Source organism: Burkholderia sp. MSMB1589WGS (assembly GCF_001636105.1).
Lineage (GTDB): Bacteria > Pseudomonadota > Gammaproteobacteria > Burkholderiales > Burkholderiaceae > Burkholderia > Burkholderia humptydooensis.
On record NZ_LNJT01000008.1, the window covers coordinates 2,757,417 to 2,777,978 of the forward strand.

General features: G+C 68.4%; 17 protein-coding genes and 1 pseudogene. 12 read left to right on the forward strand and 6 right to left on the reverse strand.

All coding sequences use genetic code 11. The annotated features are described in order from the left end of the window. Positions 1-3 precede the first annotated feature (3 nt). From WT16_RS29255 to WT16_RS29280, 6 genes and pseudogenes are all read left to right on the forward strand, one after another. Entirely contained in the window at positions 4-3,807 is a 3,804-nt protein-coding gene (locus WT16_RS29255) for a nitrate reductase subunit alpha (RefSeq protein WP_063534847.1), read from the forward strand. Beyond that, positions 3,804-5,333 (forward strand): nitrate reductase subunit beta, encoded by a 1,530-nt coding sequence (gene narH / locus WT16_RS29260; RefSeq protein WP_063534848.1) that lies wholly within the window; start codon positions 3,804-3,806, stop codon positions 5,331-5,333. The genes WT16_RS29255 and narH overlap by 4 nt, the downstream gene beginning before the upstream one ends. Continuing rightward, positions 5,330-6,019 (forward strand): annotated as a pseudogene (gene narJ / locus WT16_RS29265) (nitrate reductase molybdenum cofactor assembly chaperone); the annotation flags it as partial. The gene narH and the pseudogene narJ, both read left to right, overlap by 4 nt. Before the next feature lie 100 nt (positions 6,020-6,119). Beyond that, entirely contained in the window at positions 6,120-6,803 is a 684-nt protein-coding gene (gene narI, locus WT16_RS29270) for a respiratory nitrate reductase subunit gamma (protein ID WP_063534850.1), read from the forward strand. Between the two features lie 8 nt (positions 6,804-6,811). Beyond that, positions 6,812-7,609, forward strand: a complete 798-nt coding sequence (locus WT16_RS29275) for a peptidylprolyl isomerase (RefSeq protein ID WP_063534851.1) — start codon at positions 6,812-6,814, stop codon at positions 7,607-7,609. 24 nt (positions 7,610-7,633) lie between these two features. Next, positions 7,634-8,908, forward strand: coding sequence for a nitrate/nitrite transporter (locus WT16_RS29280; protein ID WP_063534852.1), 1,275 nt, complete (start codon positions 7,634-7,636; stop codon positions 8,906-8,908). A 13-nt stretch (positions 8,909-8,921) separates the two neighbouring features. Here WT16_RS29280 and WT16_RS29285 read toward each other — a convergent pair whose 3' ends face one another. The 6 genes from WT16_RS29285 to WT16_RS29310 form a co-directional block, all read right to left on the reverse strand. Beyond that, complete coding sequence (locus WT16_RS29285) at positions 8,922-9,251, reverse strand: hypothetical protein (protein ID WP_006027173.1); 330 nt, start codon at positions 9,249-9,251, stop codon at positions 8,922-8,924. A gap of 40 nt (positions 9,252-9,291) precedes the next feature. Next, on the reverse strand, positions 9,292-9,510 hold the full coding sequence (locus WT16_RS29290; protein ID WP_006027174.1) for a ribbon-helix-helix protein, CopG family: 219 nt from the start codon (positions 9,508-9,510) through the stop codon (positions 9,292-9,294). A gap of 106 nt (positions 9,511-9,616) precedes the next feature. Continuing rightward, positions 9,617-10,426, reverse strand: a complete 810-nt coding sequence (locus WT16_RS29295) for a fused MFS/spermidine synthase (RefSeq protein WP_006027175.1) — start codon at positions 10,424-10,426, stop codon at positions 9,617-9,619. A 41-nt stretch (positions 10,427-10,467) separates the two neighbouring features. Then, positions 10,468-10,728 (reverse strand): HPr family phosphocarrier protein, encoded by a 261-nt coding sequence (locus WT16_RS29300; RefSeq protein ID WP_063534853.1) that lies wholly within the window; start codon positions 10,726-10,728, stop codon positions 10,468-10,470. Between the two features lie 60 nt (positions 10,729-10,788). Continuing rightward, positions 10,789-11,235 carry a hypothetical protein gene (locus WT16_RS29305; protein WP_006027177.1) on the reverse strand — a complete coding sequence of 149 codons (447 nt, stop codon included), beginning with the start codon at positions 11,233-11,235 and terminating at the stop codon, positions 10,789-10,791. A gap of 342 nt (positions 11,236-11,577) precedes the next feature. Beyond that, positions 11,578-12,351, reverse strand: coding sequence for a YoaK family protein (locus WT16_RS29310; RefSeq protein ID WP_006027178.1), 774 nt, complete (start codon positions 12,349-12,351; stop codon positions 11,578-11,580). Between the two features lie 660 nt (positions 12,352-13,011). Here WT16_RS29310 and hyfB point away from each other — a divergent pair. Genes hyfB through WT16_RS29340 form a run of 6 tightly spaced genes read left to right on the forward strand, consistent with a single transcriptional unit; the run spans position 13,012 to position 20,282 of the window. Continuing rightward, positions 13,012-15,018, forward strand: coding sequence for a hydrogenase 4 subunit B (gene hyfB, locus WT16_RS29315; protein ID WP_015603842.1), 2,007 nt, complete (start codon positions 13,012-13,014; stop codon positions 15,016-15,018). Then, complete coding sequence (locus tag WT16_RS29320) at positions 15,012-15,962, forward strand: NADH-quinone oxidoreductase subunit H (RefSeq protein ID WP_006027180.1); 951 nt, start codon at positions 15,012-15,014, stop codon at positions 15,960-15,962. Before hyfB ends, WT16_RS29320 begins: the two co-directional genes overlap by 7 nt. Then, positions 15,963-16,622: a formate hydrogenlyase gene (locus WT16_RS29325; RefSeq protein WP_004533049.1), complete on the forward strand. Its 660-nt coding sequence runs from the start codon at positions 15,963-15,965 to the stop codon at positions 16,620-16,622. Further along, positions 16,615-18,075, forward strand: coding sequence for a hydrogenase 4 subunit F (locus tag WT16_RS29330; RefSeq protein WP_006027181.1), 1,461 nt, complete (start codon positions 16,615-16,617; stop codon positions 18,073-18,075). The genes WT16_RS29325 and WT16_RS29330 overlap by 8 nt, the downstream gene beginning before the upstream one ends. A 3-nt stretch (positions 18,076-18,078) precedes the next feature. Further along, positions 18,079-19,758, forward strand: coding sequence for an NADH-quinone oxidoreductase subunit C (locus tag WT16_RS29335; RefSeq protein WP_063534854.1), 1,680 nt, complete (start codon positions 18,079-18,081; stop codon positions 19,756-19,758). Further along, a complete protein-coding gene (locus tag WT16_RS29340; RefSeq protein WP_006027183.1) occupies positions 19,758-20,282 on the forward strand; it encodes a formate hydrogenlyase in 525 nt (174 codons plus the stop codon). The genes WT16_RS29335 and WT16_RS29340 overlap by 1 nt, the downstream gene beginning before the upstream one ends. Positions 20,283-20,562: the final 280 nt, after the last annotated feature.

Sequence of the window (20,562 nt, forward strand, 5' to 3'; positions counted from 1 at the left end):
GCCATGAGCCATTTCCTCGACAGGCTGCGCTTTTTCACGACCGCCCGACCGCAGTTTTCCGACGGGCATGGCGCGGTCACCGACGAGGATCGAAAGTGGGAAGAGGGCTACCGGCAGCGCTGGCAGCACGACAAGATCGTCCGCTCGACGCACGGCGTGAACTGCACCGGCTCGTGCTCGTGGAAGGTCTACGTGAAGGGCGGCATCGTCACGTGGGAGACGCAGCAGACCGACTATCCGCGCACCCGCCCGGACATGCCGAACCACGAGCCGCGCGGCTGCTCGCGCGGCGCGTCGTACTCGTGGTACCTGTACAGCGCGAACCGGCTCAAGTACCCGCTCGTGCGCAGCGCGCTCGTCAGGCTGTGGCGCGCGCGGCGCCGCACGATGGAACCCGTCGACGCATGGCGCTCGATCGTCGACGACGAAGACGCGCGGCGCGGCTATCAAAGCCGGCGCGGTCTCGGCGGCTTCGTGCGCGCGACGTGGGACGAGGTCAGCGAGATCGTCGCGGCGGCGAACGTGCATACGGTCGCGCGCCACGGGCCGGACCGCGTCGTCGGGTTTTCGCCGATCCCGGCGATGTCGATGGTGTCGTATGCGGCGGGCTCGCGCTACCTGTCGCTGATCGGCGGCGTATGCCTGAGCTTCTACGACTGGTATTGCGACCTGCCGCCCGCGTCGCCGCAGACGTGGGGCGAGCAGACCGACGTGCCCGAATCCGCCGACTGGTACAACTCGACGTTCATCATGATGTGGGGCTCCAACGTCCCGCAGACGCGCACGCCCGATGCGCACTTCCTCGTCGAGGCGCGCTACCGCGGCACGAAGATCGTGTCGGTGTTTCCCGACTACTCGGAAGGCGCGAAGTTCGGCGATCTGTGGCTGCACCCGAAGCAGGGCACCGACGCGGCGCTCGCGCTCGCGATGGGGCACGTGATCCTGAAGGAATTCCACGTCGAGGGCGCGAGCGACTATTTCGCAGACTATTGCCGCCGCTACACGGACATGCCGTGCATCGTGCGGCTCGTGCCGCATGGCGCGGGCTACGTGCCCGAGCGGCTCGTGCGCGCGTCCGATTTCGACGGCGCGCTCGGCGAAGCCGAGCACCCGGAATGGAAGACGGTGATGATCGACGACGCGACGGGCGAGTTCGCCGTGCCGGTCGGCTCGATCGGCTTCCGGTGGGCGAAGCCCGACGGCGGCAACCAGGGCAAGTGGAACCTGAAGGCCGAGACGGCGGGCGGCCGCGTGCTCGCGCCGCGGCTGTCGCTCGCGAAGGCGCACGACGAAGTCGTCGACGTGCTGTTTCCGTACTTCGGCAACCAGCCGCATGCGCATTTCGCGCCCACCCCGCACGCGTCCGAGCTGTCGCGCAGGATCGGCGCGCGGCGCGTGGCGACGCCCGAGGGCGAGATGCTCGTCGCGACCGTCTACGATCTGTTCGTCGCGAACTATGGAATCGACCAGGGGCTCGGCGGCCGCGACGTCGCGACGAGCTATGACGACGACGTGCCGTACACGCCCGCGTGGCAGGAAGCGATCACCGGCGTGAAGCGCGAGGACGCGATCTCGGTCGCACGGCAGTTCGCTCAGAACGCGCACAAGACGCAGGGCAAATCGATGGTGATCGTCGGCGCGGGGATCAACCACTGGTTCCACATGGACATGACGTACCGCGCGATCATCAACATGCTGATCATGTGCGGCTGCGTCGGCAAGTCGGGCGGCGGCTGGTCGCACTACGTCGGCCAGGAGAAGCTGCGGCCGCAGACCGGCTGGACCGCGCTCGCGTTCGCGCTCGACTGGCACCGCCCGCCCAGGCAGATGAATGCGACATCGTTCTTCTACGCGCATACCGATCAATGGCGCTACGACCCGATGGACCCGGCCGCGTTGCTGTCGCCGCTCGCCGACAAAAGCCGCTTCCACGGCGCGCCGATCGACTACAACGTGCGCGCCGAGCGGATGGGCTGGCTGCCGTGCGCGCCGCAACTCGCCGCGAATCCGCTGCGCGTCGGCGCGGACATCGCCGATCCCGCGCTTGCGGGCGCGGAAATCGCGCGGCGGCTCGCGTCGGGCGAACTGAAGATGGCGTGCGAGGACCCCGACGCGCCCGAGAACTTCCCGCGCAACCTGTTCGTGTGGCGCTCGAACCTGCTCGGCTCGTCGGGCAAGGGCCACGAGTATTTCCTGAAGCATCTGCTCGGCACGACGCACGGCGTGCAGGGCGACGAGATCCGCGAAGGGAACGGCTCGCGTCCCGAAGAAGTGACGTGGCATGCGGACGCGCCGCGCGGCAAGCTCGACCTGCTCGTCACGCTTGACTTCCGGATGTCGACGACCTGCCTGTACTCGGACGTCGTCCTGCCGACCGCGACGTGGTACGAGAAGGACGACATGAACACGTCCGACATGCATCCGTTCATCCATCCGCTGTCGGCGGCGGTCGATCCGGCATGGCAGTCGAAGAGCGACTGGGAGATTTTCAAGGGGATCGCGAAGCGCTTCTCGGCGCTCGCGGAAGGCCATCTCGGCATCGAGCGCGACGTCGTGCTCTCGCCGATCGCGCACGACAGCGCGGCCGAGCTCGCGCAGCCGTTCGACGTGCGCGACTGGAAGCGCGGCGAATGCGACGCGGTGCCCGGCAAGACGATGCCGGCCGTGACCGTCGTCGATCGCGACTATCCGAGCACGTACCGCAAGTACACGTCGCTCGGGCCGCTGATGGACCGGCTCGGCAACGGCGGCAAGGGCATCGGCTGGGACGCGAAGGACGAGGTCGCGCTGCTCGGCGCGCTCAACTATCGCGTGACCGAAGCGGGCTGCGCGCAAGGCCGCCCGCGGATCGACAGCGCGCTCGACGCGGCCGAGGTGATCCTCGCGCTCGCGCCCGAGACGAACGGCGCGGTCGCGGTGAAGGCGTGGCAGGCGCTGTCGCGCGCCACCGGCATCGAGCACGCGCATCTCGCGCACGCGCGCGAGGACGAGAAGATCCGCTTTCGCGACATCCAGGCGCAGCCGCGCAAGATCATCTCGTCGCCGACGTGGAGCGGGATCGAATCCGAGCACGTGTCGTACAACGCGGGCTACGTGAACGTGCACGAGCTCGTGCCGTGGCGCACGCTGAGCGGCCGGCAGCAGCTCTATCAGGATCACCCGTGGATGCGCGCGTTCGGCGAATCGCTGTGCGCGTACAAGCCGCCGATCGATACCGGCAGCTACGCGCACATGGTCGGCCAGCGCCCGAACGGCAATCCCGAGATCGTGCTGAACTTCATCACGCCGCATCAGAAGTGGGGCATCCACAGCACGTATACGGACAACCTGCTGATGCTCACGCTGTCGCGCGGCGGGCCGATCGTCTGGATCTCGGAGCGCGACGCGCAGACGATCGGCATCGCCGACAACGACTGGATCGAGTGCTACAACGCGAACGGCGCGCTGTGCGCGCGCGCCGTCGTCAGCCAGCGCGTGCCGCGCGGGATGGTGATGATGTATCACGCGCAGGAGAAGATCGTGAACACGCCGGGCTCGGAGATCACCGGCACGCGCGGCGGCATCCACAACTCGGTCACGCGCGTGTCGCTGAAGCCGACGCACATGATCGGCGGCTACGCGCAACTGTCGTATGGCTTCAACTACTACGGCACGGTCGGCTCGAACCGCGACGAGTTCCTGATCGTGCGCAAGATGAAGCGGATCGACTGGCTCGACGGCGAGCGCGACAACGAAAGCGCGCGCGGCGCGGCCGCGCCGCTGGCCGCTTCCGGCAAACGCAACGCCGATGCGGGAGAAACCCGATGAAGATCCGCGCGCAGATCGCGATGGTGCTCAATCTCGACAAGTGCATCGGCTGCCACACGTGCTCGGTCACGTGCAAGAACGTGTGGACGAGCCGCGAAGGGATGGAGTACGCGTGGTTCAACAATGTCGAGACGAAGCCCGGCATCGGCTATCCGAAGGACTGGGAGAACCAGGAGCGCTGGCGCGGCGGCTGGAAGCGGCGCGCGGACGGCAGGATCGAGCCGCGCCTCGGCGGCAAGTGGCGGCTCCTCGCGCAGATCTTCGCGAATCCGCATCTGCCGGAAATCGACGATTACTACGAGCCGTTCACGTTCGACTACGCGTATCTGCAGGAAGCGGGCGACACGAAGGCGATGCCCGTGGCGCGGCCGCGCTCGCTCGTGAGCGGCGAGCGGCTCGAGAAAATTGAGTGGGGGCCGAACTGGGAGGAGATCCTCGGCGGCGAATTCGAAAAGCGCTCGAAGGACTACAATTTCGACCACGTGCAGAAGGACATCTACGGACAGTTCGAGAACACGTTCATGATGTACCTGCCGCGCCTTTGCGAGCACTGCCTGAATCCGGCGTGCGTCGCCGCGTGCCCGTCGGGCTCGATCTACAAGCGCGAGGAAGACGGGATCGTGCTGATCGACCAGGACAAGTGCCGCGGCTGGCGGATGTGCGTGTCCGGCTGCCCGTACAAGAAGATCTACTACAACTGGCAAAGCGGCAAGGCGGAGAAGTGCATCTTCTGCTATCCGCGCATCGAGGCGGGCCAGCCGACCGTATGCTCGGAGACCTGCGTCGGCCGCATCCGCTATCTCGGCGTGCTGCTGTACGACGCCGACCGCATCGGCGCCGCGGCGAGCGTCGAGCGCGAGACCGATTTGTACGAAGCGCAACTGTCGCTCTTTCTCGATCCGAACGATCCGACCGTCGCTGCGCAGGCGGAGCGCGACGGCGTGCCGGCCGCGTGGCTCGACGCGGCGCGGCGCTCGCCCGTCTACAAGATGGCGATCGACTGGAAGATCGCGTTCCCGCTGCATCCGGAGTACCGGACGCTGCCGATGGTCTGGTACGTGCCGCCGCTGTCGCCGATCAACGCAGCCGCGAACAGCGGCTCGCTCGGGATGAACGGCTATCTGCCCGACGTCGAATCGCTGCGCATTCCGCTGCGCTATCTCGCGAACCTGCTGACCGCGGGCGACGAGGCGCCCGTGAAGCACGCGCTTGAGCGGCTGCTCGCGATGCGCGCGTTCATGCGCGCCCGGCACGTCGATCGGGTCGACGCGCCGGGCGTACTGAAGCAGGCGCGCCTGTCGGTCGCGCAGGTCGACGAGATGTACCGCTATCTCGCGATCGCGAACTACGAGGATCGCTTCGTGATCCCGACGACCCATCGCGAATACGCGGAGGACGCATTCGACCTGCGCGCGTCGTGCGGCTTCTCGTTCGGCAACGGCTGCTCGGGCGGCACGTCGCAGGCGAGCCTGTTCGGGATGAAGAAAGGCCGGAAGACGATTCCGATCAAGGAGGCGGAGCAATGAGCGACGCACCGGCCGAGCCGCGCGGCGCCGTGTATTCGGCGCTGTCCGCGCTGCTCGATTATCCGAGCGACGCGCTCGTCGACGCGCTGCCCGCGATCGATGCGTGCGCGCGCGACGCGAAAGGTCTGACGAAAGAGGCGCGCGCGGGACTCGCGCGCCTCATCGCGTATCTCGGCGAGCGCGATTTGCTGACGCTGCAGGAGAACTACGTCGCGCTGTTCGATCGCGGCCGCGCGACGTCGCTGCACCTGTTCGAGCACGTGCACGGCGAGTCGCGCGATCGCGGGCAGGCGATGGTCGACCTGCTGCAGATGTACGAGCGGCACGGGCTCTATCTGAGCGCGCACGAGCTGCCCGATTATCTGCCGGTGTTCCTCGAATATCTGTCGCGATTGCCGGAGCGCGACGCGCGCAATCTGCTCGTGGAGACGGCGGACATCCTGCAGGCGCTCGCGGCGGCGCTCGCGAAGCGCGGCAGCCATTACGGCTTCGCGATCGGCGCGCTGCTGTCGCTCGCGGGCAAGGGGCAGGCCGGCGCGCCCGATGCGCCGGACGACGATGCGCATACGAGCGTCGACCACCGCGCGCTCGACGCCGACTACGCGGACGAGCCGGTGCGCTTCGTCGGCGCGGCGACGCCGGGCGCGGCGGAGCCCGTGCGGTTCTACGACCGGCGGCCGGGCCGCCAGGCTGCGGAACGAGGCGAGGCGGGACGAAAACCGGCGGCGGAGAAAAGGCCGGGGGGCAGGACCGACGAAGCACCCGACGAAGAATCAGGAGAAGCCCATGAGCGATGACCTGAATACGTTTCTGTTCGGCATCTATCCGTACCTCTGCGTCGCGGTGCTGCTGATCGGCAGCCTGATCCGCTTCGATCGCGAGCAGTACACGTGGAAGAGCGATTCGTCGCAACTGCTGCGGCGCGGCGCGCTGCGGCTCGGCAGCAACCTGTTCCACTGGGGCGTGCTCGTCGTCGTGATCGGCCATTTCGGCGGCTTTCTCGCGCCGCACTGGCTCGTGTCGCCGTTCCTGTCGGCGTCCGCGCATCAGCTCGTCGCGATGGCGGGCGGCGGCGCGGCGGGCGCGGTCGCGATCGTCGGGCTCACGATCCTGATCGTGCGGCGGCTCGGCGACGCGCGCATCCGCCACAACAGCCGCAAGTCCGACATCCTGATCGTGCTGATGCTGTGGGCGCAGCTCGCGCTCGGGCTCGGCACGGTCGTGCTGTCCGCGCGCCACATGGACGGCGCGATGTTCGAGGTGCTGACCGGCTACGTGAAGGGCGTCGTCACGTTCCAGCCGGGCATCGCGGGCCTGCTCGCCGGCGTGCCGTGGACCTATCGCGCGCACATCCTGCTCGGCTTCACGATCTTCCTCGTGTCGCCGTTCACGCGGATGGTGCATATCTGGAGCGGATTCGCGTCGGTTGCATACCTGATCCGCCCGTACCAGCTCGTTCGCAAGCGTTGACGCGGCCGATGAACGCGATCGACGAAACCCTCGATACGCGGCCGCACGCACGCGTGAGCGTGAACGGCGTCGAGATCGGCGCGGCCGACATCGCCGCCGAGCGCGCGCATCATCCCGACGCCGACGATCCGCTCGACGCGGCGCGGCGCGCGCTCGTCGTGCACGAGCTGCTGCGCCAGCGCGCGGTCGCGCTCGGGCTCGCGGCCGACGGCGCGCCGCTCGGCGACGACGCGCTCGACACGCTGCTCGCGCGCGAGCTCACGCATCTGCCGGAGCCGACGCGCGACGATTGCGAGCGCTACTACCGCAACCATGCGGCGCGCTTTCGCCGCCGCGACATCGTGCATGCGAGCCACATCCTGTTCGCGGTGACGGACGCGACGCCGCTCGCGCCGCTGCGCCGCGAGGCCGAGGCGGCGCTCGCGCGCGCGCTTGCCGCGCCGCAGACGTTCGAGACGCTCGCGCGCGAACTGTCGAACTGCCCGTCGGCGGCGGTCGGCGGCAATCTCGGGCAATTGCTGCGCGGCGATTCGGTGCCGGAATTCGACGCGGCCGTGTTCGACACGCCGGAGCTCGGCGTGCTGCCGCGCCTCGTGAACACGCGTTTCGGCTTCCATATCGTGCGGATCGAGCGCCGCGAGCCGGGCGATCCGGTGCCGTTCGACGCGGTCTCGGCCGACATCGCCGCGTTCCTCGCCGAGCGCGTGCGGCACAAGGCGATCCAGCAATACGTGACGATTCTCGCGAGCCGCGCGCGGATCGAGGGCGTCGCGTTCGGCGACGCGAACGGCCCGCTGGTTCAATGAACTGATCGGAAAAGGAGGGCGGACATGGTCTCACAGCACGATTCCGGCGCGTTCGACCATGCGCCCGCGATTCCCGCGCGCGCATGGTCGGTGCTTTTCGCGAGCACGTTCGCGTTCCTCGTCTGCTTCGTCGTCTGGATGATGTTCGGCGTGCTCGGCATCCAGTTGCGCGAAGACCTGCGTCTGAACGCGACCGAGTTCGGCATGCTCACGTCGACGCCCGTGCTGACGGGCGCGCTGATGCGGCTGCCGCTCGGCGCATGGACCGACCGCTTCGGCGGCCGCATCGTGATGACGGTGCTGCTCGTCGTCTGCGCGGTGCCCGTCTACGGGGTCAGCTACGCGAACGCGCTGTGGCAGTTCCTGCTGATCGGGCTCTTTCTCGGCTGCGTCGGCGCGTCGTTCGCGGTCGGCACGCCGTACGTCGCGCGGTTCTTTCCGCCGCAGCGGCGCGGGCTCGCGATGGGCGTGTTCGGCGCCGGCACGGTGGGCGCGGCGGTCAACCTGTTCGTCACGCCGCGGTTGCTCGCCGCATACGGCTGGCGCTTCGTGCCGCGCGTGTACGCCGTTGCGCTCATCGTCACCGCGGCGATCTTCTGGCTCGCCTCGGCGCCCGATCCCGGCGCGGGCGCGCAAAAAGGCTCATGGGTCGATTCGTTCAAGGTGCTGCGCGATCCGCGCGTATGGAAGCTCTGTCAGTACTACTCGATCACGTTCGGCGGCTTCACCGCGCTGTCGCTGTGGATTCCGCAGTATCTGAAGAACGGCTATGGGATGTCGCTCGTCGCCGCGTCCGCGTTCGCGGCGGGCTTTTCGCTGCCGGGCTCGGTGCTGCGCGCGCTCGGCGGCGCGCTCGCCGACCGCTACGGCGCGCACGCGATCACCTGGTGGGGGCTGTGGGTCGCGTGGATTTGCCTGTTCCTGCTGTCCTATCCGCCGACCGACCTCGTGATCCATACGATCGACGGCACCGCGACGCTGCGGCTGCATGTTCCGCTCGCGGCGTTCGTCGTGCTGACGTTCGCGCTCGGCGCGGTGTTCGCGTTCGGGATGGCGTCGACGTTCAAGTACGTCGCCGACGATTTCCCGAACGACATGGGGGTCGTCACCGGCATCGTCGGGCTGGCGGGCGGGCTCGGCGGCTTCCTGCTGCCGGTCATCTTCGGCGCGCTCGTCGATCTGCTGCGCGTGCGTTCGACGTGCTTCATGTTCCTGTACGGGATCGTCTGGGTGTCGCTGATCATCCTGTACTTGTCCGAGATCCGGCGCGTGCCCGTCGCGGGCGCCGCCGCGCGCTGATCGATCCGGCCGTTCAGGCGATCCGCTCGGCGTCCGCCGGCTGCGCGGCCGGCTCGGCCGCGGCGGCGCGCTCGACGCCGGACTGCCGGCGCCTGCGCGCGACGGGTTCGAGGATGCTCGTCGCGTCGCCGAGGAAGAGCCAGTGGGCCTCGCCGGGCGCGGCCGCATCCGATTCGCGGATCCAGTTCGCGCCGCACGCGCGGCAGCGGAATTTGGCAATCACGACCGGCTTGCGCGACAGCGGCCGCAGTTTGGTCGGCTTGCCGAGCGCGTCGAGCGGAACGTCGCTCGACGCCGGGTGCCGCTCGGAAACGAGCGGCTGACAGACATCGCAAGGTATCATTGCTGCTTTTCTACGGCACGGGCGCACACGCGCCCACGAATCAGGCGGCGGGCTTGCGGCGCGACTGCGGCTTCGCGGCGCCGCGCACGGCAACCGTGCTGCGCGTCTTGTAGCTCACGCCGTGCTGCTCGAGATAATCGCGAATCATCTGCCGCACGACCTGCGACGGCGTCAAATCCTGCGCGGCGCACAGTTGCTCGAACGCCTTTTTCTTGAAGGGGTCGATCAGGACGGTCAGACGGGCGCTTTTCGTTTCCATGACGGGACACAGTGGCGAGTATGTTAATCAAATTATAATACATGCCGCCTCCCCGTCGACTTTTTCATCCGTTCCTCATTTGCGGCCCCGCTTCGCGCGCGCCGCATCACGCGTCGACCGGTTCGCCGAACCTGCTCCAGTCGTAGCTCGCGCCCAGTTCGAGCCGCACTGCCGCCTCGGCGAGATCGACGCTGTGCCGATCGGCCAGCGCGTTCGCGCGCTCGATCATCGTCTCGAGCGACGGCAGCGGCGCGTCGGTTTTCCAGGCGAAGACGATCAGGTTCAGCGCGCTGTCCTCGGCGGGCGCGAGCGCCGCCGATGCGCCGAACGCGTCGCGCAGCGCGGCGAGGCTGTCGGCCACCCGCGGATCGTCGACGAGCAGATTGACGACGAGCACGCCGTCGTCCGCCAGATGGCGGCGGCAGTCCGCGTAGAACTGCCGGGTGCCGAGCTCGAGCGGCAGGCCGCCGGCGTCGAAGCCGTCGACGATCAACACGTCGGCGCGCGCGTCGCCCGCCGACGCGACATAGCTTGCGCCGTCCGCGCACAGAACCGTGAAGCGCGCGTCGTCGGGCGGAATCCGGAACCGGTCGCGCAGCGCGATCACGTCCGGATTGATCTCGATCGACGTGATCTGCGCATCGGGCAGGTACCGGTAAAAATATTTCGCGAGCGAGCCGCCGCCCAGGCCGATCATCGCGATTCGCCGCGGCCGCGGGTGCAGCAGCAGAAAGCCCGCCATCGTGCGCGTGTAGCCGAGCGCGAGCAGATCCGGGCCGTCGACGTACATGCAGCTTTGCATGCCGCGCTCGTCGAAGCATAGCGATACGAGATGCGGCGTCTCGATCACGACGGGCGAATTCGCGCGAGCGCAACGGTGCGGCGCGGACAGCGGGCCCGACGAGTTCGCGGGCATGCCGGGAAAGCGAGGTCGCATCGGCCGGTTCTCCCGCGCGCTCAGCGTTGGGTCAGCAGCGACGCGAGGGAATCGAGCGCGTCCTCCTCGTCGGGGCCGCTCGACAGGATCTGCATCCACGTGCCGCATTTCGCGCGCAGCGCGACCACGGACATCACGTCCTTCGCGTTCGCATGTCGACCGTTCGCGACGACGACGATGTCGCTCTGGAAGCGGCCCGCCGCGCCGGCGAGCGCCTCGCCTGCGAACGCGGCGTCATAGCGCCCCCATTTCGGACCGATTTCGATCAATGCGTGTGCCACCGGGATTCCTTCAAGTGATGCATCGGGCGCGCCGTTCAGCCGGCTCGCGCGCTTGCCCGCTCAGTGCATGACGCGCGCCTGCGCACGGGCGAGGAACGCGAGCAGCTCGTCGGCCCACGCGTGATCGTGCAGGACGATCTTCGCGGTGTCGAGCGGTGTCATGTCGCGGCTCAGATGCACGAGCGCAAGCGAGCGGGGCGGGCAGGGCCGCTGGAAGAAGCGGCCCTCGTCGTCGAGGAAGAGGCACGGGCGCTGCCGGATCTGCGCGCTCGATACCGAGACCGGGTCCAGCACGTGCCGCGCCGACTCCTTCGGGTACACGAAGATGACGTTCGTGCCGAGCGCCTCGAGGCGCTCGCACGCGTCCGAGAAGCGGTACAGCATCTGAAAGCCGCGCTCGCCGCTCCTGCCGACGCCGACGATCACGAGCCCCTGCGCGCCCATCACGTCCCGCGGCTCGCGGCGCGCGTAGTCGTGCGCAAGGAGCGCTACGCGCATGTCGAACATGCGTGCGTCCGGGGCGAGCCGCGCATCGGAAGGCGCGAGCGGTTGAGCCAATCGCCGGAGCGGGCCGGCGCGCGATCGATCATTTTCATGCGAGAAGAAGTATATGCACATAACATTAACATGGTATGTGCGTTCCCGGAAAGTGGGCGAGCGCGCGGGCGAGGTCGGCGCAACGCGCGGGAAGGAGGCAAAACGCGCGTCGACGCCTGTCAGGCGGCTTTCGGAACGGCGAGAGGGCCGTTGCGCCTCGCGCGACGATGCCGCCGGCCGGGCCGGGGGTCGGGCGGCGGCATCGGGATTCGGGCGTCGACGCCCGAGCGCGCCGTCCGGCTCCCCGCGCCGTCAGCGCACGCGCCCGCTGCCCGGCCGGCCGGCCCATTCGCGCAGGTCGTCGAGCATCGGGATGCCGGCCAGCACGACGAGCAGGCCCGCGAGCGGAATCGTCACCGAATAGCCCACATGCTTGAAGCCGAGCGCGCCCGCGAGGCCGCCCGAGAAGAACATCGCGAGCATCGTGCCGAGCACGCGCAGCTTCTGCCGGTTCGCGTACACGTCGGGCTCGCCGGGGTCGACCTGCGTCGAGTTCCAGTAGAACAGCTTGCCGAGCTCGATGCCGAGATCGGTGACGATGCCCGTCATGTGTGTCGTGCGGATCTCGGCGTTCGAGAGCTTCGTGATGATCGCGTTCTGCAGGCCCATGATGAAGCACAGCAGAACGACCGTGACGGGCACGAAGAACGCCCGCCAGAGCGCCAGATGGCTGCCGAGCAGCCCGAAGCACAGCAGCAGGAACGCCTCCAGCAGCAGCGGGAACGCATAGCGGCTGTGCAGCCCCTTGCGGCGGCCCCAGTTGACGAGCACGGCCGACGTGGCCGCGCCCAGCAGGAACGACGCGAGCGACGCGATTCCCGCGAACACGAGCACGATGTCGCCGAGGGCCGCCTGATCGGCGATCGCCGAGACGATGCCGCTCATGTGCGACGTGTACTGCTTGACGGCGAGAAAGCCGCCGGCGTTCGCGGCGCCCGCGACGAACGCCAGGGAAAAGCCGAGGTGGCGGTTCGCGTCGAGATTGCGGTCCTTTCCGGCGAGGCTGCGAAAGTAGGCGACAGGCATGGTGTGGCGACGGGAGGGGCTGCGCGTCCGCTCACATGTCCGGGCCGGCGCGTGCGTGCGCCGCACGGCCGCGACGCGGGGTATACCGGAGGAACGAGGCGATGCGTATCGACGCGTATGGTGACAGATCGACAATGGTGCTAGGATGATAACGTCATTATCATACTCTTGTAACGAGATGGTCCTGCGATGACGCTCCGCCCGACGCCCGAAACCAAAGAGGAGACGCGCTGCGCGGGCGCGCGCTGCGCGCACCGCGCACGTTGCGGCGCCGCATGCGCGCGGCCTTTCGCCGCTTGCGCGGCGCGCGCCGCTTCGCCATACTCGTTCGCACGTCGGCTGGTGCGACGCTAGGGTCTGTTTACATACGGAACGTGCATGCGAATGCCCGAAATCGCCCGTAGGGCAAGAAGCGAGGAGCGCGGTTTGGCCGAGCCAAACAAGCGACGAGCGACGCCGCCCTACGGGCGATTTCGGGCATTCCCCTGGAATGGATTCCAAGTTTGGGGTTGCCACGAGAACGGCCGCTCGCCGCGTTGCGCTCCTTGCGAATACGTCCAGTATTCGCAGCGTCGCGCGCCTCGCGAGCGGCCGTTCTCGTGGCAACGCATGCACGTTCCGTATGTAAACAGACCCTAGGCGAACCGCGAGTCATACAACATGGAACAGGGCCTGCTTCTCCGATGCGTGCTGTTCATCGCGCTCGCGTGGCTCGCGCTCGGCTGCGCCGGACTCGCGAACATGCGTCGCACCGGTGTGATCGCACACGGTCTCTATCCGATCGGCGCGCTGGCGGGCCTCGCGCTCGCGGCAGCCGGTCTCGCCGGGGTGTTCGCCGGACCGTCGACGGCCGTGCTGCCGCTCGGCCTGCCCGATCTGCCGTTCCATCTGCGCATCGATGCGCTGTCCTCCTATTTCCTGTTCGTGCTCGGCGTGGTGACGGCGGGCGTCGGTGCGTTCTCGTCCGGCTACTTCCGCAAGGGCGAGGGCACGGCGCCCGGCCTCATCTGCTTCGAATACCACGTGTGCGTCGCGAGCATGGCGCTTCTGCTCGTCGCGGACGACGCGTACTGCTTCATGGTCGCGTGGGAGACGCTGACGCTGTCGGCGACCTTCCTCGTGATGACGAACCACCGGATCGCCGAGATCCGCCGCGCCGCATTCCTCTATTTCCTGATCTCGCACGTCGGCGCGCTCGCGCTCCTGCTGTGCTTCGGCCTGCTGCAGGCGGGCACGGGCGATTACACGTTCGCGAACATGCGCGTCCAGCATCTCGACGGGCTCGCCGCGTCGGCCGCGTTCGTGCTCGCGCTCGCCGGCTTCGGCGCGAAGGCGGGCATCTTCCCGCTTCACGTGTGGCTGCCGGACGCGCATCCGGCCGCGCCGTCACCCGTGTCCGCGCTCCTGAGCGGCTTCGTGCTGAAGGTCGGCCTGTACGGGATCCTGCGCACGGTGCTCGACCTGCTGCACGTGCAGGTGGCGTGGTGGGGCGTGCTCATGCTCGCGCTCGGCCTGTTCAGCGCGTTGCTCGGCGTCGTGTTCAGCACGATCCAGACCGACATGAAGCGGCTGCTCGCCTATTCGTCGATCGACAACGTCGGCCTGATGTGCGTGAGCCTCGGGCTCACGATCCTGTTCCTCGGCTACCGGCTGCCCGCGCTCGCCGCGCTGTCGCTGACGGCGCTGCTGTATCAGATCGTCGCGCACGCGTGCTTCAAGAGCCTGCTGTTCCTCGGCACGGGCGCCGTGCTGCACGCGACGGGCGAGCGCAATCTCGGCCGGCTCGGCGGCCTGATCCGCTTCATGCCGTGGACCGCGTGGGCGATGCTCGTCGCGGTCGCCGCGAGCGCCGGGCTGCCGCCGTCGAGCGGCTTCGTGTCCGAATGGCTGCTCGTGCAGAGCTTCCTGTTCACGCCGGGCCTGCCGGATTCGGTGCTCGGGATGACGGTGCCGCTCGTCGCGGCGCTCGTCGCGCTGACGGCGGCGCTCGCCGGCTACACGATGGTCAAGTTCTTCGGCATCGTGTTCCTCGGCCAGCCGCGCGAGGCCAAGCTCGAGCGCGCGCGCGACGCGAGCCCGTGGGAGCGCGTCGCGTTCGGCTGGTTCGCGGCGGCGAGCGTGCTGCTCGGCCTCGCGCCCGTCCAGTACGTGAAGGTGCTCGACGCGGTCACGCGCGCGCTGATCGGCGCGGGCATCGGCGGCACGAACCACGGATGGCTGCTGTTCGCGCCCGTGTCCACCGCGCGCGCGAGCTACATGCCGGCGCTCTTCATGCTGTTCTTCGTCGCGTGCTGCGCGCTCGCGTGGCTGCTCGTGCGGCGCTTCTACCACGGGCAACTCCGGCGCTCGGCGCCGTGGTCGTGCGGCAATCCGTTCGTGACCGCGCGGATGCAGGACACGGCCGAAGGCTTCGGTCAGCCGATCCGCGAGATCTTCACACCGTTCTTCCGCGTCGAGCGGCGGCTGCCGTCGCCGTACGACCGGCAGCCGGAATACCGGATGAGCGTCGCGGACCGCACGTGGCATCTGCTGTACGAGCCGATCGCCGCGCTGGTGAACCGCGTCGCCTCGCTCGTCGGGCTGTTGCAGACGGGGCGCATCGCGGTCTATCTGACGTACAGCTTCATCGTGCTGATCGTCCTTTTGACGGTGGTGAGACGATGGTGACCGCATCCGGCATCCTGTCGCAGACGCTCGAGATTCTCGTCGCGCTCGCGGCCGCGCCGCTGTTGACGGGCTGGGTCAACCAGTGCCGCGCGTGGCTGCAGAACCGCCGCGCGCCGAGCATCTGGCAGCCGTACCGGATGCTGCACAAGCTGTTCAACAAGGAATCGATCGTCGCGGCGCACGCGAGCCCGCTCTTTCGCGGCGCGCCTTACGTGGTCTGGGCGGCGATGACGCTCGCGTGCGCGATCGTGCCGACGCTGTCGACCGAGCTGCCGTTCTCGCCCGCCGCCGACGCGATCGCGCTCGTCGGCCTGTTCGCGCTCGCGCGCGTCGCGCTGTCGCTCGCGGCGATGGACATCGGCACCGCGTTCGGCACGCTCGGCGCGCGCCGCGAAATGCTGATCGGCTTCCTCGCTGAACCGGCGCTCCTGATGGTGCTGTTCTCGGCGTCGCTGATCACGCGCTCGACGCTGCTGACGAGCATCGTCGCGACGCTCGGCCACCGCGAGATCGTGATCTATCCGAGCCTCGCGTTCGCGGGGATCGCGTTTACGCTCGTGTCGCTCGCGGAGAACGCGCGGCTGCCGGTCGACAACCCCGCGACGCACCTCGAGCTGACGATGATTCACGAGGCGCTGATCCTCGAATATTCGGGCCGCCATCTCGCACTGATGGAATGGGCGGCAAGCCTGAAGCTCTTCGCGTATTCGTGCATCGGCCTCGCGCTCTTCATGCCGTGGGGGATCGCCGAGGCGGGCAGTCCGCTCGCGCTGCTGTTCGCGCTGCCGGCGCTCTTCATCAAGCTGCTCCTGGGCGGCGCGGCGCTCGCCGTCGTCGAGACGACGAACGCGAAGATGCGCCTGTTCCGCGTGCCCGAATTTCTCGCGACCGCGTTCCTGCTCGCGGTGATCGGCATGCTCGTCCATTTCCTGCTGGGGGCGTAGATGCACGGCTACGCGACGCAGCTCGTCAATTTCCTCGCGGCGATCCTGCTGCTCCTGTCGTTCGCGATGCTGAGCCAGCGGCGGATCCTGTCGCTGATCCATCTGTATACGCTGCAGGGCGTCGCGCTCGTGTCGGCGAACCTGATTCTCGGCTTCGTGACAGCGGACACGCATCTGTACGTGTCCGCCGCGCTCACGCTGCTGCTGAAGGTCGGGCTGATCCCGTGGATCCTGTACCGGCTCGTGCAGCGGCTGAACGTGAAGGCCGACGTCGAGCCGCTCCTGAACATCCCGACGACGCTCGTCGCCGGCATCGCGCTCGTGATCGTCGCGTTCAACGTCGCGGCGCCGATCAGCCGGCTCGCCGAATCGGCCGCGCGCGGCACGCTCGGCATCGCGCTCGCGTGCGTGCTGCTGTCGTTCATGATGATGATCACGCGCGCGAAGGCGATTCCGCAGGTGATCGGCTTCCTGTCGATGGAAAACGGCCTGTTCTTCGCCGCCGCGGCGGCGACCAACGGGATGCCGATGATCGTCGAGCTCGGGATCGGGCTCGACGTGCTCGTCGGGATACTGATCCTCGGCGTATTCATGTTCCAGATCCGCGAGCAGTTCGACAGCCTCGACATCCACCATCTCGAGAAACTGAAAGATGATTGACGTCTACGTGCTGCTCGCGTCGCTCGGCCTCCCGCTCGTCGCGGGCGGATGCCTCGCGCTCGTGCGGCGGCAGCACGTCGCGCGCGCGCTGAACGTCGGCTTCAGCTTTCTCACGTGCGCGGCGACGCTCGCGCTCGCCGCGCGCACCGTCGCGAACGGGCCGATGTACGCGGTGGGAAAGCTTTTCCTCGTCGATCCGTTCAACGTGTTCCTCGTCGCGCTGACGGCGTTCGTCGGCTGGACGACGTCGCTGTTCTCGAATCCGTACATGCGCATCGAGCAGGACCGCGGCAAGATGAGCGACGGCCGGATGCGGCTCTATCACTGCATGTATCAGTTGTTCATCTTCGCGATGCTGCTCGCGCTGCTCACGAACAACGTCGGCGTGCTGTGGGTCGCGATGGAGGCGGCGACGCTCGCGACGGTGCTGCTCGTCAGCGTCTACCGGACCGCGGCGAGCCTCGAGGCCGCGTGGAAGTACTTCATCCTGTGCGGCGTCGGCATCGCGCAGGCGCTGTTCGGCACGATCCTCCTGTATCTCGCGGCGGGCCGGCTGCTCGCGGACGGCGACGCGCTGCTGTGGACGAGCCTGAACGCAGTCAAGACGCAGCTCGATCCGACGATCATGTCGATCGCATTCGTGTTCCTGCTCGTCGGCTACGGGACCAAGGTGGGGCTCGTGCCGATGCACAACTGGCTGCCCGACGCGCACGCCGAAGGCCCGACGCCGATCTCGGCGGTGCTCTCGGGGCTGCTGCTGAACGTCGCGCTGTACGCGGTGCTGCGCTGCAAGGTGCTCGCCGACGGCGCGCTCGGCAACGCGCTGCCCGGGCACCTGCTCGTCGGCTTCGGGCTCGTGTCGGTGCTCGTCGCGTCGTTCTCGCTGTTCCGGCAAAAGGACGTGAAGCGGCTGTTCTCGTATTCGTCGATCGAGCACATGGGCCTGATGACGTTCGCATTCGGCCTCGGCGGCCCGGTCGCGACGTTCGCGGGGCTGCTGCACATGACGGTTCACTCGCTCGTCAAGTCGGCGATTTTCTTCGCGGTCGGGCACGCGGCGCAGAAGGCGCACACGCAGGCGATCGACGGCATCCGCGGGCTCCTGCAGGTGAGCCCGACGGTCGGCTGGGGGATGATGCTCGGCACGCTCGCGATCCTCGGCATGCCGCCGTTCGGCGTGTTCGCGAGCGAATTCCTGATCCTGACGACGGCGATCGCGAAGCTCCCGTGGAGCGCACCGTTCCTGCTCGTCGCGCTCGCGGCGGCGTTCGCGGCGATCTTCATGCGCGTGCAGCGGATGGTGTTCGGCGAATCGAACGTCGCATCGCTCGAGCATCCGCCGGCGCTGCTGCCGGTGTTCGTTCACCTCGCCCTCGGCTTGATGCTCGGGCTCTACGTGCCGCCGTATCTCGCGACCTGGTATCGGCAGGCGGCGGCGATGATCGCGGGGTAGCCGATGCGAACCGACTCCTTCCAGATTCCCGGTCAGACGCGCGTGGCAAGCGCGGCGGGGCAGGCGCGCGTCGTGTTCGCGTCGGTCGACGCCGATGCGTGGACGCGCGCCGCCGAGACGATTTGCGAGGCCGGCGGGCGGCTCGTCACGCTGTGGGGCGGCGAGCCCGTCGCCGGATGCTTCGAGGTGTGCGCCGCGTTCGAGCTGGACGACGGGCTGTTGTGGTTGCGCCTGCCGGTCGAACCGGCGTCGAACGAAGGGCGGGAGGCCGGCGAAGCCGGCAATGAGAAAGAAGCCGACGGCGCGGGCGACTACCCGGATCTGTCGACGATCTTCGCCGGCGCGGCGCGAATGCAGCGGGCGATTCGCGATCTCGTCGGCCTGCGCGCGCGCGGCGCGGACGACATGCGGCTGTGGCTCGATCACGGTGCATGGCCGCGCGGCTACCATCCGCTGCGCCGGCGTGCGACGGGCCGCGAACGCTTCGAGACCGCGACGGCCGACTATCCGTTCGTGCCGGTCGCGGGCGACGGCGTGCACGAGATCGCGGTCGGGCCGATTCATGCGGGCGTGATCGAGCCTGGGCATTTCCGCTTCTCGGTGGTCGGCGAAAAGGTGCTGCGGCTCGAGGAACGGCTCGGCTACGCGCATCGCGGCGTCGAGCGGCTCTTCGAGCGCGCGGATGCGCTCGCGGGCGGCCGGCTCGCCGCGCGCATCGCCGGCGATTCGACGGTCGCGTTCACGTGGGCGTACTGCATGGCGCTCGAACAGGCGCTGAAGGTCCGCGTGCCGGACCGCGCGCTGCGGCTGCGCGCGCTGCTGCTCGAGCGCGAGCGCGTCGCCAACCATCTCGGCGATCTCGGCGCGCTCGGCAACGACGCGGGCTTTGCGGTCGGCCTCTCGCATTTCTCGCGGCTCAAGGAAGACTGGCTGCGCCTGAACGACCGGATCTTCGGGCATCGCTATCTGATGGATCGAATCGCGCCGGGCGGCGTCGAGCGCGACGTCGCGGCGGACGACGCCGCGGCGATCGTCGCGCAGTGCGACCGGATCGAGGGCGAAGTGCGCACGATGCAGTCGATCTACGACGATCAGTCCGGCCTGCAGGACCGCTTTGCCGGCACCGGGCGGCTCACCGCGCGGACGGCCGCGCACTTCGGCGTGTGCGGGCTCGTTGCGCGGGCGAGCGGGCAGGCGCGCGACGTGCGCGGCGACCACCGGCTCGCGCCGTACGACGCGGTGCCCATCGACGTCGTCAGCGACGCGCGCGGCGATGTCGCGGCGCGCGTTGCGGTGCGCTTCGCCGAAACGTACGAGTCGATGCGCGCGATTCGCGCGCTGCTCGCCGGCCTGCCGGGCGACGGAATTGCCGCCGAGGTCGCGCTCGCCGCGAACGTTCCGGGCAACCTGGCCGATGCGGAAGACGCGGGAGACGGACGCGGTGCGGGAAGCGCAGCCGACGATGCGCGGCAGCGCGGCATCGGCTGGGTCGAAGGCTGGCGCGGGCCGGTGCTCGTCGCGCTCGAACTCGATGCGCGCGGCGCCGTCGCGCGCTGCCATTGCCACGATCCGTCATGGCACAACTGGCCCGCGCTCGAGCATGCGATCATCGGCAACATCGTGGCCGACTTCCCGTTGATCAACAAGTCGTTCAACCTGAACTACGCGGGGCACGACCTGTAATGTGGCAGCTCATCAAACAGATCGCACGCACCGGCCGGCCCGACGAGCCCGCGCCGATGGGCGAAGACGCATGGCAGCGGGATGCGCAGCCCATCCGGCAGGAGATTCTCGACATCCTCGGCCGCGCGCTGTGCATCCGCGCGGTCGATGCCGGCTCGTGCAACGGCTGCGAGCTCGAACTGCACGCGCTCGGCAATCCGTACTACAACATCGAAGGCCTCGGCATCAAGTTCGTCGCGAGCCCCCGGCACGCGGACATGCTGCTGATCACCGGGCCGCTTACGCTGAACATGCGCGACGCCGTGCGTCTCGCGTATGACGCGACGCCCGCGCCGAAGCTCGTCGTCGCGGCAGGCGATTGCGCATGCACGGGCGGCGTGTTCGCGGGCAGCTACGCGGTGTGCGGGCCCGTCGAGACGCTCGTGCCGGTCGACATCGCGATTCCGGGCTGCCCGCCGCGGCCGCTCGATCTGCTGCGCGGCATCCGCAGCGCGCTCGAACGCGTGCGCACGGACATGCGTTGACGCCCTCCGGGCGTCGTCGATGCGCTGCACAACACTCGATTATTCGTCGGCGACTCCTCTTCGCATCGAGATACATTCAAACTGTTCGATCGGCGCGTCGTGACGGCCGGCGCAGCCGTGCGCGCGATCCGCAAACGTATCCATTCCACTTGTAGGGGAATCCCTACGTCCGCTGCGCATAATCCTACGCCGCTCTCGTCTTTTACTGATTTCCAATCGGGCACTTTTTATCGCACCCTTGATGGATCGAAAAATACAAAAAATTGCCGCGCCTGCCCGA